Raw genomic sequence first — 12,923 nt, forward strand, 5'->3', positions numbered from 1 at the left:
CTACGGAGAAGTGCTTGCAATTGCAAGCGCTTGCTAGCACCCGGTCAGAACAGCAACTGCGCCGCGGTGTAGATCACCAGGCCCGCCAGAGCACCGACCACCGTCCCGTTGATCCGGATAAACTGCAGGTCACGCCCCACATGCAGCTCGATGCGCCGGCTCGCCTCCTCGGCGTCCCAACGCTCGATCGTCTCGGTAATGATCGCTGTGATCTCTACCCCATATTGAGAAACCAGATGCTGGGCGGCACGCACCATCCAGTTGTCGACCTTGTCGCGCAGCTCCGCATCGTCGCGCAGCGACTCCCCGATGCGGATTACCGCGTCGGCGACGCGGCCACGCAATGCGCTGGACGGGTCGTCGACGCCCTCGAGCACCAGTCGTTTGAGGGTCCGCCAGGCCGATGCCGCCGCATTGGCGACCTCTTCACGGGCCATCAGTTGCTCTTTGACGGCGTCGGCCCGCGCGATGGTGTCCGGATCGTTCTGCAGGTCGTCGGCGAACTCGAACAGGAAGCGGGTGGCCGACCGGCGCAGCTCGTGGTCGGGGCTGCGGCGCACCTTGTCGGTGAAGTCCATCAACTCGCGGTGGATACGGTCGCCGACCAGATGGTCGACGAACCGCGGCGACCAGGTCGGCGAATCGCGCTCGACCACCCGCTGGATCACCACCCCGGCGTTCAGCGACCACTGGAACGCCCGGTCGGCCAACAACTGGATCAGCGCTTCCTGACGGTTCTCGGCCAGCAGCGTCTGCAGCACCCGGCCCACCGGTGGACCCCACTGCGGTTCGGCGATACGGCGCACGATCATCCGGTCGATCACCTGCTGCACGTCGTCGTCACGCAGCAGTTCCACCAGCACCCGCAGCACGGTCGCCGTCTCGGCCGCCACCCGCTGCGCGTGCGCGGGTTCGGCCAGCCATTTGCCGAGCCGGCTCGGCACCTGCGCGTCGCGCAGCTTGTTCTCCACGACCTCCGCCGACAGGAAGTTCTCCCGCACGAAGGTCCCCAGACCCTCCCCGAGCTGGTCTTTTTTGCGCTTGATGATCGCGGTGTGCGGAATGGGGATGCCCAGCGGGTGCTTGAACAAGGCCGTCACCGCGAACCAGTCCGCGAGCGCGCCCACCATGCCCGCCTCGGCTGCCGCCCCGACGTAGCCGACCCACTGCGGCGCGGTCCCGTGCGCATTGGCCCACCGGCAGAGCAGGAACACCACCGTGGCGCCGAGCAGGAAGCCCAACGCGACGGCCTTCATCCGGCGCAGCGCGGTGCGTCGTTCGGCGTCGGCCTGCGCATCGGCCCCGGCGAACGACTCGGCGAACGACGTGCGGTTCGGCCGGCCCTCGGTCGGCCGCGCGTTCCCGCCTGCGCCCGGACCGTCAACTCTGTGTGCCACCACACCATCATCTGTCATCGCGACCACCGGTTAGTGTTACCCACACTGGTCGGAAGCACTCACGCACTCCGGCACGTCCACCAGACCGACCCCACCAAGCCGTAGTATCGATGCGACTAGACGAATGGGATCCGGCGACAGTGGCACAGCATATTCCGGCTCGCACCGCAAAGACCGACGGTCGCAAGCGGCGGTGGCACCAGCACAAGGTGGAGCGCCGCAATGAGCTCGTCGACGGGACGATCGAGGCGATTCGCCGACAGAGCCGCTTTCTGAGCATGGACGAGATCGCCGCCGAAATCGGGGTCTCCAAGACGGTGCTGTACCGCTACTTCGTCGACAAGAACGACCTGACGACGGCCGTGATGATGCGCTTTGCGCAGACCACCCTGATTCCGAACATGGCCGCGGCGCTGTCGTCGAATCTGGACGGCTATGAGCTGACGCGCGAGGTGATCCGCGTGTACGTCGAGACCATGGCCGCCGAACCCGAGCCGTACGGGTTCGTGATGGCCAACAGCTCGGGCAGCAAGAGCAAGGTGATCGCCGACTCCGAGCGGATCATCGCCCGCATGATCGCGGTGATGCTGCGCCGGCGCATGCGCGAGGCAGGCATGGACACCGGCGGGGTGGAGCCGTGGGCGTATCTGATCGTCGGAGGGGTGCAACTGGCGACCCACTCCTGGATGTCGGACCCGCGGATGAGCAGCGACGAGCTGATCGACTACCTGACGATGTTGAGCTGGAGCGCGCTGTGCGGGATCGTGGAGGCGGGCGGATCGCTCGACAAGTTCCGCGAACAGGCGCATCCGTCGCCGATCGTGCCCGCCTGGGAGCAGCTCAAACAGAGCTCGAACCCGGGTTAGGTACGCGCCTGGGGGGACTTTGCGACCCCCGCGTCGCCCCGTCGGCTCAAGGATGAGGGCGACTGGGGGTGTCGACAGCGGCTAACATGCAGGGAATACATCGGGAAGTCGTGCCTGGCACCGCCCCGATAACAGAAAGGCACTTCGTTTATGGCCGTGCAGCTCACGCCGCATTTCGGCAACGTGCAAGCGCACTACGACCTCTCCGACGACTTCTTCCGGCTTTTCCTGGACCCCACCCAGACGTACAGCTGCGCCTATTTCGAGCGGGACGACATGACGCTGGAAGAGGCTCAGTACGCCAAGATCGACCTCGCCCTGGGCAAGCTGAACCTCGAGCCCGGTATGACGCTGCTGGACATCGGTTGCGGCTGGGGCGCCACCATGCGACGGGCGATCGAGAAATACGACGTCAACGTCGTCGGCTTGACGTTGTCGGAGAACCAGGCCATCCACGTCCAGAAGAAGTTCGACGAGCTGGACACGCCCCGCACCAGGCGGGTGCTGCTCGAGGGGTGGGAGAAGTTCCACGAGCCCGTCGACAGGATCGTCTCGATCGGCGCGTTCGAGCACTTCGGGCGCCAGCGCTACCCGCGGTTCTTCAAGATGGCAAACGAGGTGCTGCCCAGCGACGGCATCATGCTGCTGCACACCATCGTGCGGCCGACGATGCGCGAGGCCCGGGCCAAGGGGCTGCCGTTGACCCACGAAATCGTGCACTTCAGCCAGTTCATCCTGGCCGAGATCTTCCCCGGCGGTGATCTGCCCACGGTTCCGGTGGTCGAGGAACATGCCGGCGCCGCGGGGTTCACCACGACACGGATCCAGTCGCTGCAGCTGCACTACGCGCGGACCCTGGAGACGTGGGCGACGGCACTGGAAGCCCAGCGGGAGAAGGCGATCGCGATCCAGTCGGAGAAGGTCTACAACCGCTACATGAAGTACCTGACGGGTTGCGCGAAGCTCTTCCGGCAGGGCTACACCGACGTCGACCAGTTCACCCTGCAGAAGTAAACCCTGGGTTGTCTCAGTACTTGTAGAAACCCTGCCCGGACTTCTTACCCAGCAAACCCGCTTCCACCATCCGCAGCAACAGCGGCGGCGGCCCGTAGTGCGGCTCCTTGAACTCCTCGTAGAGCTTGTCCGCGATCAGCTTGAGGGTGTCCAAGCCGACGAGATCGGACAGCTTCAGCGGGCCCATCGGGTGCGAAAGCCCGGCCACCACGGCTTTGTCGACGTCTTCGACCGTCGCGAATCCCGCCTCCACCATCCGGATCGCGGACAGCAGGTAAGGCACCAGCAGCGCGTTCACCACGAAACCGGAACGGTCCGAGCAGCGCACCACCTGCTTGCCCAGCACGCCGCTGGCAAACTCCTCGACGCGCTCGGCGGCGGCCTGGTCGGTGACCAGCGTGCTCACCAACTCGACCAGCGGCAGCACCGGGACCGGGTTGAAGAAGTGCAACCCGAGCACCCGTTGCGGGTTCTGGGTGGCCGCGGCGATCTTCATGATCGGAATGCTCGAGGTGTTGGAGGCCAGCACGGCGTCGGGATCGGTGATCACCCGGTCCAGCTCGGCGAAGATCTGGCCCTTCACTTTCTCGTCCTCGACGACGGCTTCGATCACCAACTGCCGGTCGGCCAGGTCGGCGAGGTCGGTGGTGAAGCTCAACAGACCCAGCGCGCGGTCGCGCTCGCGCTCGGTGATCTTGCCCGCACTGACGCCGCGCTCGAGCGACTTGACGATGCGGTTGCGGCCCGCGGTGACCAGCGCCTCGGTGGTCTCGAACACCGTCACACCCACACCGGCGCGCAACGACACCTCGGCAATCCCGGAACCCATTTGGCCGGCCCCGACAACCCCGACTCGCTCGATCACAGTGCCTCCTTCTAACCGCGAACAGACGCAAAAGCACCACTTTTGCGCCGCAAAAGGGTGCTTTTGCGTCTGCTCGGCAGACTAACTCAACCTAACTCAGTGGAACTGACCCTCTTCGGTCGAGCCCGCGAGCGCGGTGGTCGACGAGGTCGGGTCCACCGTGGTGGCGATGCGGTCGAAGTAACCCGCACCCACCTCGCGCTGGTGCTTGGTGGCGGTGTAGCCACGGCTCTCGGCGGCGAACTCACGCTCCTGCAGCTCCACGTAGGCGCTCATCTGGTTGCGGGCGTAGCCGTGGGCCAGATCGAACATCGAGTAGTTCAAGGCGTGGAAGCCGGCCAGCGTGATGAACTGGAACTTGAAGCCCATCGCACCGAGCTCCTTCTGGAACTTGGCGATCGTGTCGTCGTCGAGGTGCTTGCGCCAGTTGAACGACGGCGAGCAGTTGTAGGCCAGCATCTGGTCGGGGAACTCGCTCTTGACGCCCTCGGCGAACTTCTTGGCCAGCTCGAGGTCCGGCGTGCCGGTCTCCATCCAGATCAGGTCGGAGTACGGCGCGTAGGCCTTGGCGCGGGCGATGCACGGCTCCAGGCCGTTCTTGACCCGGTAAAAGCCCTCGTTGGTGCGCTCACCGGTGATGAACGGACGGTCCCGCTCGTCGACGTCGGAGGTGATCAGCGTGGCGGCCTCGGCGTCGGTACGCGCGATGACCACGGTCGGCACACCGGCGACGTCGGCAGCCAGCCGGGCCGAGGTCAGGGTGCGGATGTGCTGCTGGGTGGGGATGAGCACCTTGCCGCCGAGGTGGCCGCACTTCTTCTCCGAGGCCAGCTGGTCTTCCCAGTGCGAACCGGCGACACCGGCGGCGATCATCGCCTTCTGCAGCTCGTAGACGTTGAGCGCACCACCGAAGCCGGCTTCACCGTCGGCGACGATCGGCGCCAGCCAGTTCTGCACGGAGCGGTCGCCCTCGACCTTGGCGATCTCGTCGGCGCGCAGCAGCGCGTTGTTGATGCGACGCACCACCTGCGGCACCGAGTTGGCCGGGTACAGGCTCTGGTCGGGGTAGGTGTGGCCGGACAGGTTGGCGTCGCCGGCGACCTGCCAACCGGACAGGTAGATCGCCTTCAGCCCGGCGCGGACCTGCTGGACGGCCATGTTGCCGGTCAGCGCGCCCAGCGCGTTGACGAAGTCCATCTCGTGCAGCTGCTCCCACAACACCTCCGCGCCGCGGCGGGCCAGGGTGTGTTCCTCGACGACGTGGCCCTGGAGCGCGACGACGTCCTGGGGGGTGTAGGTGCGCTCGACGCCCTTCCAGCGGGGGTTGTGGTCCCAGTCGTGCTGGATTGCTTCAGCGCTCTTGGGGGTGCCAACTTCAGACATTGGACAGCTCCTTACCGGTGTTACTACTGATTGCTGATGGCCCACCGCTCCGTCCGACCGGACGCCCGGGACCCAACTTCACTTGTGTGCTAACACGACCTTGACACAGCGAATTCCTGCAGGTCCACCCATTTCACTTGCAAATTTCGGCTATGACTTCCGGTCATTTTGTGAAGTCTGCGAAGCCGCAAATCTACTGAACCGGTTCAGAAGCTACCGGGCAGTAACAAGAACTGCAGGTCAACGGTAATTTAACAGAACGCTCGTACTGTTAGAGAGCGAACAGCGCGGCGACGGCTTTCGTCTCGTCACCGACGGCATATGTGAGCGTTGTAACAGTGCGGTCGGACAGGCCGGGACCGAATTTCTCGGTGGATCCGGCCGGATGCACGTGCGAGATGATCTCCAGCTTGTCGCCCAGCGCGACCGGGGCCTCGTGTTCGATGGTCACCCGCAGCGGGCCGTTCAGGAGCTCGGAGTGGGTGAACAGGTAGTCCTCGACCACGCTCCAGTAGACCGAGTTGTTCATGTGGTCGAACAGGTCGATGTCGGTGACCCGGACCGGGAATTCGTGGATCTCGACGGCGTCGTCGCGGCTGCCCGGCTTGAGGTAACCCTTCCAGCGGAGTCGGTCCACCGACGTGGTCTTGTGCAGACCGGCCAGGAAGTCGTCGGAGATCCGGGCCGGCATCTCGGTTTCCTTGTTCACGTGGATCCAGAACGCCTCGGACTCGATCAGCCCGCCCCTGCGGCCGTCGACCCGGACCCGCATCTCACACCAGCGGTTGGAGGACCCCGAGCACCAGCGCCGGCAGCGCAGCATGTCCTGGAACTCGATGGGCCGGATCAGGTCGACCATGGTGCGCCGTACGATCCACAGCGGATGGGTTTCCTCGAAGCCCATCTCCCGTAGCTGGTCCTGACCGATGTCCTGGATGTGCCGGCAGGCGGCATCCAGCCGCAGCCGACCGGTGCGGTCGATGTCACCCACCCGCAGCGGCCATTCGCGGTCGAAGACGTCGGGGTGGCCGTCCGGCACCGGCATCAACTGTTTGTCCAAACTCACGGCGGCAACTCCCCTAATCCGTCGGCGCCTTCCGGGTTTACCCGGCAAGGCCGAAGCGAATCATGCCAATGGCCTCGCGCAAACACCAACCTGCAAACTTTGCCAAGCCCCTCTTCGCAACCAGGCGTAGGCTCCCGTGGGTGTCCAAGACGTTTGTCGGCGCCCGGGTCCGGCAGCTGCGCAACGAGCGTGGATTCAGCCAGGCCGCGCTGGCCCAGATGCTGGACATCTCGCCGAGCTATCTCAACCAGATCGAACACGACGTGCGTCCGCTCACGGTGGCGGTGCTGCTGCGGATCACCGAGATGTTCGGGGTGGACGCGACGTTCTTCGCCTCGCAGGACGCCACCCGCCTGGTCGCCGAACTGCGGGAGGTGACACTGGACCGCGACCTGGACATCGACGTCGACCCCACCGAGGTCGCCGAGATGGTCAACGCGCACCCGGGCCTGGCCCGCGCGATCGTCAACCTGCATCAGCGCTACCGACTCACCACCGCCCAACTGGCCGCCGCCACCGAGGAGCGTTACTTCGACGGCAGCAGCGGCAGCGGATCCATCACCATGCCGCACGAAGAGGTGCGCGACTACTTCTACCAACGCCAGAACTATCTGCACGAACTCGACACCGCGGCCGAGGACCTGACCGCCAAGATGCGGATGCACCAGGCCGATCTGGCCCGCGAGCTGACCCGTCGGCTCACCGAGGTGCACGGCGTGCACATCACCCGGCGTATCGATCTGGGTGAGAACGTGCTGCACCGCTACGACCCCGCCACCAAGACGCTGGAGTTCAGCAACCATCTGGCGGCGGGCCAGCAGGTGTTCAAGATGGCCGCCGAGTTGGCCTACCTCGAGTTCGGGGACCTGATCGACAGCCTGGTCGAAGCGGGCAAGTTCACCAGCGACGAGTCACGCACCCTGGCCCGGCTCGGGCTGGCCAACTACTTCGCCGCGGCGACGGTGCTGCCCTACCGCCAATTTCACGACGTCGCCGAGAATTTCCGGTACGACGTCGAACGGTTGTCAGCGTTCTATTCGGTGAGTTACGAGACCATCGCGCACCGGCTCTCCACGCTGCAGCGGCCCTCGATGCGGGGCGTGCCGCTCTCGTTCGTCCGGGTGGATCGCGCCGGCAACATGTCAAAACGTCAGTCCGCCACGGGTTTTCACTTCTCCTCGACCGGCGGCACCTGCCCGTTGTGGAACGTCTACGAGACCTTCGCCAACCCGGGCAAGATCCTGGTCCAGATCGCCCAGATGCCCGACGGCCGCAACTATCTCTGGGTGGCCCGCACCGTGGAGCGGCGCGCGGCCCGGTATGGTCAGCCCGGCAAAACCTTCGCGATCGGCCTGGGTTGCGAGCTTCGCCACGCGCACCGACTCGTCTATTCGGAAGGACTCGATTTGTCCGGGGACCCGAAGAGCACCGCGACGCCGATCGGCGCGGGTTGCCGAGTCTGCGAACGCGACGACTGCCCGCAGCGGGCGTTCCCCGCCCTGGGACGCGCGCTGGATCTCGACGAGCACCGCAGCACGGTGTCGCCCTACCTGGTGCGGCACGCATGACCGGCAACCAGAGCGGGGGTGCGGTCGTGCGGATCCCGCCCGGCCGGTTCCGGCAACTGGGCCCGGTCAACTGGGTGCTGGCCAAACTGGGCGCGCGTACTGTCCGCGCACCGGAGATGCATCTGTTCACCACCCTGGGCTACCGGCAGTCGCTGTTCTGGACGTGGCTGCTCTACGGCGCCCGGATCCTGCGGGGACGGCTGCCCACGATCGACACCGAACTGGTGATCCTGCGGGTCGCGCATCTGCGGTCCTGCGAATACGAGCTACAGCACCATCGCAGACTGGCCCGCCAGGCCGGACTGGACGCCCAGACGCAGGCCGCGATCTTCGCCTGGCCGGACCCGCCGGCCAGCGACGGGCCGCGCAGGGTGCTCAGTGCGCGTCAGCAGGCGCTGTTGAACGCGACCGACGAGTTGATCAAGGACCGGACCATCGGCGCCGAGACGTGGCAGCAGCTCGCGGCGCACCTGAACCGGCCGCGGCTGATCGAATTCTGCATGCTGGCAACGCATTACGACGGACTGGCCGCGACGATCACCGCGCTCGGAATCCCGTTGGACAACCCGGCCGATCACAGATAGATGTTGGCCAGCACGGCCAGCGACAGCACCAGCGGGAGAATCGGCAGCCCGAACGCGAACGCCGCCCAACCGTGCTTGCGACGCCAGCGCATCGCCAGTCCGCCGAGCACCCCGCCGGCCACCAGCGCGCCGGACCCCAGCAGCACCAAGACGCTCCACCTGCTCACCGTCGTGAAATCATCTCCGACGGCGATGGCGGCCAGCCACAGGATGTAGCCCGCCAGCACACCACCGACGGCGCCGACGATCGTCTCGGAGGTCCGGGTCGCCATGCCGTCAGAAGTTGATCATGTGACCGACCAGCCCGTGGAAGCACTCCTGCAGCGCTTCGGACATGGTCGGGTGGGTGTGGACGTTGCGGGCCAGCTCGTTGGCGGTCAGGTCCCACTTCTGCGCCAGGGTCAGTTCGGGCAGCAACTCGGACACGTCGTGACCGACCAGGTGCCCGCCGATGAGTTCGCCGTACCTGGCGTCGGCGATCAGCTTGACGAACCCGCTGGGGTCGCCCACGCCGTGCGCCTTGGCGTTGGCGGTGAACGGGAACTTGGCCACCACCACGTCGTAGCCCTCGTCGCGGGCCTGTTCCTCGGTGAGGCCGAAGCTGGCGACGTTGGGCTGGCAGAACGTGGCGCGCGGCATCATCCGGTAGTCGCCCAGCGCCAAAGTCTCTGCGCCGCCGATAGTTTCGGCTGCCACGACGCCCTGGGCCTCGGCGACGTGCGCCAGTTGCAGTTTGCCGGTGACGTCGCCGATGGCGTAGATGTGCGGGGTGGATGTCTGCATGTAGTCGGTGATGCCGATGGCTTTGCGGTCGGTGAGTTCGACGCCGGCCTTGTCCAGGCCGTAGCCTTCGACGTTGGGCGCAAACCCGATGGCCTGCAACACTTTTTCGGCCTTGAGTTCGTCGGACTTGCCGTCCTTGCTGACGGTGACGGTGACGCCACCTTCGCTGGACCCGCTGTCATCTATGGATTCGACCTTGGTGCCGGTGAGGATCTTGACGCCCAGTTTCTTGAACGCCTTCTCGATCTCCTTGGAGGCGTCGGCGTCCTCGTTGGGCAGCGCGCGCGGCAGGAACTCCACGATGGTGACGTCCACACCGTAGTTCTTCAGCACGTAGCCGAACTCCATGCCGATGGCACCGGCGCCGGCGATGATGATCGAGGACGGCAGTTCGCGGGTCAGGATCAGCTTCTCGTAGGTGACGACGTTCTCCGACAGCGACGTACCGGGCACCAGTCGGGTGCTGGCGCCGGTGGCGATGATGGCGTTGTCGAAGGTGACCTCTTGGGTGCCCCCGTCGTCGTTGAGTTCGACCTGCAGCGTGTTGGCGTCGGTGAACTTTCCGTAGCCGTGGATCTCGGTGATCTTGTTCTTCTTCATCAGGTAGTGCACGCCGGCGACCCGGCCCTCGGCGACCTTGCGGCTGCGGTCATAGGCGACGCCGAAGTCGAAGGTGGCTTCACCGCTGATGCCGAACACCTTGGCTTCCTTGGTGAAGATGTGGGCCAGTTCGGCGTTGCGCAGCAACGCCTTCGACGGGATGCAGCCGACGTTGAGGCAGACACCGCCCCAGTACTTCGGCTCGACGATGGCGGTTTTCAGACCGAGCTGCGCGGCACGGATGGCTGCTACGTACCCGCCGGGACCTGCTCCGAGAACGACGACGTCATAGTGGGAAGTCACCAGTTCACCCTAACGGTGGCAGGTTATTCGGGCACCACGCCCATCAGACACGGGGTCGCCACCTGCTCGCAGTAGAAGTAGCCGTAGAGCGGGGCTACCGCGGTGACCGAGGCGAACGGCGCCGACAGCACCGCGATCGACAGCGCGGCGATCAACGGTTTGGACTCCACCATCGCCAGGATCAGGCCGGCGACCGTGCACACCACCACGTAACCGAACACCACGAACATCGACGGCGTCTTGTCCAGGTCGTGATACCACCAGTAGTACAAGCTGAGGCCGAACACCGCGGCGATCGACCACACTCCGGACAGCACCAGGACCAGCTTCCACCACTTCAGGTAGACATAGCGGCCGGGGACGGCAACCGGTCCCGGCGAGACGTCGGGCTCGTCTTCGGGGTCGTCTGGTGCCTCCGGCTCCGCCTCCGGTTCCGGCTCCGCCTCGTCGAGGCCCGCCAATGCCACGAATGCCTGGGAGTCGGTGTCGAAGTCCGGCACGAACGGCACCGAGGGCTCGCCGTCGTCGAAGTCCGGCACGAAAGCCTCGGTCCCCGGGCCGGATTCGAGCTCCTGCTCGACCTTCGAGCTAGCCACTGGACACCACCTGCAGAGCGACGAGCATCCCGAACCAGCCGGGCGCCAACGCCAGGATCGCCGCCCCGGCCATGGTCACCCAGCGCCGTCCGGAGAACAGGATCACCGACAGCCCGATCACGCTGGGAATCCCGACCACCAGCGCGATCGCGACGTCCGGTCGGATCCGGACGTCGATCAGCACGCGGGATGCCACGGCAAGCAGTTGCCCGACCGCAATCCCGGCGAGCATGCCGCCGGCCAACAACCACGCCCGCGGAAGGGGAATCACGGTGTACGACCTTACTGACTCACCGCCGCGCGACCGGGTACCTTCCCGGCGCGTCACCGATCACAAGATGGCCTCGAACTGTCCGTCAGAAGAAGCCCATCGCCTGGTCGGAGTAGGACACCAACAGGTTCTTGGTCTGCTGGTAGTGCTCGAGCGCCATCTTGTGTCCTTCGCGGCCGAAGCCGGACTGCTTGTAGCCGCCGAACGCCGAGTGCGGCGGATACACGTGATAGCAGTTGACCCACACCCGGCCGGCCTTGATCTCGCGCCCGGCGCGGTAGGCGGTGTTGCCGTCGCGGCTCCACACTCCCGCGCCCAACCCGTACAACGTGTCGTTGGCGATGCCCATCGCGTCCTCGTAGGTGTCGAACGGCGTCACGGCGACGACAGGCCCGAAGATCTCCTCCTGGAAGACCCGCATCTTGTTGTTGCCGCTGAAGATCGTCGGCTGCACGTAGAAGCCACCGGACAGGTCCCCGCCCAGCTCCGCGCGCTCACCGCCGGTGACCACGCGGGCGCCCTCGTCCTTGCCGATGTCGATGTAGGACAGGATCTTTTCCAGCTGATCGTTGGAGGCCTGCGAACCCAGCATGGTCTCGGTGTCCAGCGGATCGCCCTGCCGGACGGCCTTGGTGCGGATCGCCGCGAGTTCCAGGAACTCGTCGTGGATGTCGGACTGGATCAGGCTGCGCGACGGGCAGGTGCACACCTCGCCCTGGTTGAGCGCGAACATCGTGAACCCTTCCAGCGCCTTGTCCTGGAAGTCGTCGTTGGCGGCCATCACGTCGGAGAAGAAGATGTTGGGACTCTTGCCGCCGAGTTCCAGGGTGACCGGGATCAGGTTCTGGCTGGCGTACTGCATGATCAGCCGCCCGGTGCTGGTCTCACCGGTGAACGCGACCTTGGCGATCCGGTTGCTGGAGGCCAGCGGCTTGCCGGCCTCGGTGCCGAAGCCGTTGACGATGTTGACCACCCCGGGCGGCAACAGGTCACCGATCAGCGACATCAGGTACAGGATCGAGGCCGGGGTCTGTTCGGCGGGCTTGAGCACGATCGCGTTGCCGGCCGCCAGCGCCGGAGCCAGCTTCCAGGCGCCCATCAGGATGGGGAAGTTCCACGGGATGATCTGGCCGACGACGCCGAGCGGTTCGTGGAAGTGGTAGGCGACCGTGTCCTCGTCGATCTGGGACAGCGCGCCCTCCTGGGCGCGGATGGCCGCGGCGAAATACCGGAAGTGGTCCCCGGCCAACGGAATGTCGGCTCCCAGCGTCTCGCGGATGGGTTTGCCGTTGTCCCACACCTCGGCCACCGCCAGCGCCTCGGTGTTCTCGTCGATGCGGTCGGCGATCTTGTTCAGGATCGCGGCCCGCTCGGCGGGGGCAGTCTTTCCCCAGGCGGGCGCCGCGGCGTGCGCGGCGTCCAGCGCCTTCTCGACGTCGGTCTCGTCGGACCGCGGGATCTCACAGAACGCCTGGCCGGTGACCGGCGTCGGGTTCTCGAAGTACCGGCCGGCGGCCGGCGCAACCCATTCGCCGCCGATGAAGTTCCCGTACCTCGATTCGAATGACATCAGCGCATCGGCAGCACCCGGACGTGCGAAGACAGTCATCTGTTCGGCTCCTCTTTT

13 protein-coding genes are annotated in these 12,923 nt (G+C 65.8%); 4 read left to right on the plus strand and 9 right to left on the minus strand.

Annotated features, from left to right (window positions below; genetic code table 11):
* Nucleotides 1-44: 44 nt before the first annotated feature.
* A complete protein-coding gene (locus AC5Y4D_RS10835; RefSeq protein WP_499944782.1) occupies nt 45-1,400 on the minus strand; it encodes a DUF445 domain-containing protein in 1,356 nt (451 codons plus the stop codon).
* A 137-nt stretch (nt 1,401-1,537) separates the two neighbouring features.
* Between AC5Y4D_RS10835 and AC5Y4D_RS10840 the strand changes: the two genes are divergently transcribed.
* Nucleotides 1,538-2,263 (plus strand): TetR/AcrR family transcriptional regulator, encoded by a 726-nt coding sequence (locus AC5Y4D_RS10840; protein WP_499944730.1) that lies wholly within the window; start codon nt 1,538-1,540, stop codon nt 2,261-2,263.
* Nucleotides 2,264-2,413: 150 nt separating this feature from the next.
* Nucleotides 2,414-3,277, plus strand: coding sequence for a cyclopropane mycolic acid synthase PcaA (pcaA, locus tag AC5Y4D_RS10845; RefSeq protein ID WP_499944729.1), 864 nt, complete (start codon nt 2,414-2,416; stop codon nt 3,275-3,277).
* Between the two features lie 13 nt (nt 3,278-3,290).
* Here pcaA and AC5Y4D_RS10850 read toward each other — a convergent pair whose 3' ends face one another.
* The 3 genes from AC5Y4D_RS10850 to AC5Y4D_RS10860 all read right to left on the minus strand — a co-directional run bounded on the left by AC5Y4D_RS10850 (nt 3,291) and on the right by AC5Y4D_RS10860 (nt 6,591).
* The gene (locus AC5Y4D_RS10850; RefSeq protein WP_499944728.1) at nt 3,291-4,142 is read right to left on the minus strand and encodes a 3-hydroxybutyryl-CoA dehydrogenase; all 852 of its coding nucleotides are present in this window, start codon (nt 4,140-4,142) and stop codon (nt 3,291-3,293) included.
* 96 nt (nt 4,143-4,238) lie between these two features.
* Nucleotides 4,239-5,525: an isocitrate lyase gene (gene aceA, locus AC5Y4D_RS10855; RefSeq protein ID WP_499944727.1), complete on the minus strand. Its 1,287-nt coding sequence runs from the start codon at nt 5,523-5,525 to the stop codon at nt 4,239-4,241.
* A gap of 271 nt (nt 5,526-5,796) precedes the next feature.
* On the minus strand, nt 5,797-6,591 hold the full coding sequence (locus AC5Y4D_RS10860) for an acyl-ACP thioesterase domain-containing protein (protein ID WP_499944726.1): 795 nt from the start codon (nt 6,589-6,591) through the stop codon (nt 5,797-5,799).
* 140 nt (nt 6,592-6,731) lie between these two features.
* Between AC5Y4D_RS10860 and ramB the strand changes: the two genes are divergently transcribed.
* Nucleotides 6,732-8,159, plus strand: a complete 1,428-nt coding sequence (ramB, locus tag AC5Y4D_RS10865) for an acetate metabolism transcriptional regulator RamB (protein WP_499944725.1) — start codon at nt 6,732-6,734, stop codon at nt 8,157-8,159.
* On the plus strand, nt 8,156-8,743 hold the full coding sequence (locus tag AC5Y4D_RS10870; protein ID WP_499944724.1) for a carboxymuconolactone decarboxylase family protein: 588 nt from the start codon (nt 8,156-8,158) through the stop codon (nt 8,741-8,743). The genes ramB and AC5Y4D_RS10870 overlap by 4 nt, the downstream gene beginning before the upstream one ends.
* Here AC5Y4D_RS10870 and AC5Y4D_RS10875 read toward each other — a convergent pair.
* The 5 genes from AC5Y4D_RS10875 to exaC form a co-directional block, all read right to left on the minus strand.
* Nucleotides 8,734-9,015, minus strand: coding sequence for a hypothetical protein (locus AC5Y4D_RS10875; RefSeq protein WP_499944723.1), 282 nt, complete (start codon nt 9,013-9,015; stop codon nt 8,734-8,736). The genes AC5Y4D_RS10870 and AC5Y4D_RS10875 overlap by 10 nt on opposite strands.
* A gap of 4 nt (nt 9,016-9,019) precedes the next feature.
* Nucleotides 9,020-10,429, minus strand: a complete 1,410-nt coding sequence (lpdA, locus tag AC5Y4D_RS10880) for a dihydrolipoyl dehydrogenase (RefSeq protein WP_499944722.1) — start codon at nt 10,427-10,429, stop codon at nt 9,020-9,022.
* 23 nt (nt 10,430-10,452) lie between these two features.
* Nucleotides 10,453-11,025 carry a hypothetical protein gene (locus tag AC5Y4D_RS10885; RefSeq protein ID WP_499944721.1) on the minus strand — a complete coding sequence of 191 codons (573 nt, stop codon included), beginning with the start codon at nt 11,023-11,025 and terminating at the stop codon, nt 10,453-10,455.
* On the minus strand, nt 11,018-11,296 hold the full coding sequence (locus tag AC5Y4D_RS10890) for a putative holin (protein WP_499944720.1): 279 nt from the start codon (nt 11,294-11,296) through the stop codon (nt 11,018-11,020). Before AC5Y4D_RS10890 ends, AC5Y4D_RS10885 begins: the two co-directional genes overlap by 8 nt.
* 85 nt (nt 11,297-11,381) lie before the next feature.
* Nucleotides 11,382-12,905, minus strand: a complete 1,524-nt coding sequence (gene exaC, locus AC5Y4D_RS10895; RefSeq protein ID WP_499944719.1) for an acetaldehyde dehydrogenase ExaC — start codon at nt 12,903-12,905, stop codon at nt 11,382-11,384.
* Nucleotides 12,906-12,923 lie beyond the last annotated feature (18 nt).

The sequence above is a fragment of the Mycobacterium sp. NGS67 genome (assembly GCF_059812185.1).

Bases quoted from the DNA above. Each gene is read 5' to 3' on its own strand.
- pcaA (WP_499944729.1), top strand. From the start codon at position 2,414: ATGGCCGTGCAGCTCACGCCGCATTTCGGCAACGTGCAAGCGCACTAC.
- aceA (WP_499944727.1), bottom strand. From the start codon at position 5,525: ATGTCTGAAGTTGGCACCCCCAAGAGCGCTGAAGCAATCCAGCACGAC.
- AC5Y4D_RS10870 (WP_499944724.1), top strand. From the start codon at position 8,156: ATGACCGGCAACCAGAGCGGGGGTGCGGTCGTGCGGATCCCGCCCGGC.
- AC5Y4D_RS10875 (WP_499944723.1), bottom strand. From the start codon at position 9,015: ATGGCGACCCGGACCTCCGAGACGATCGTCGGCGCCGTCGGTGGTGTG.
- exaC (WP_499944719.1), bottom strand. From the start codon at position 12,905: ATGACTGTCTTCGCACGTCCGGGTGCTGCCGATGCGCTGATGTCATTC.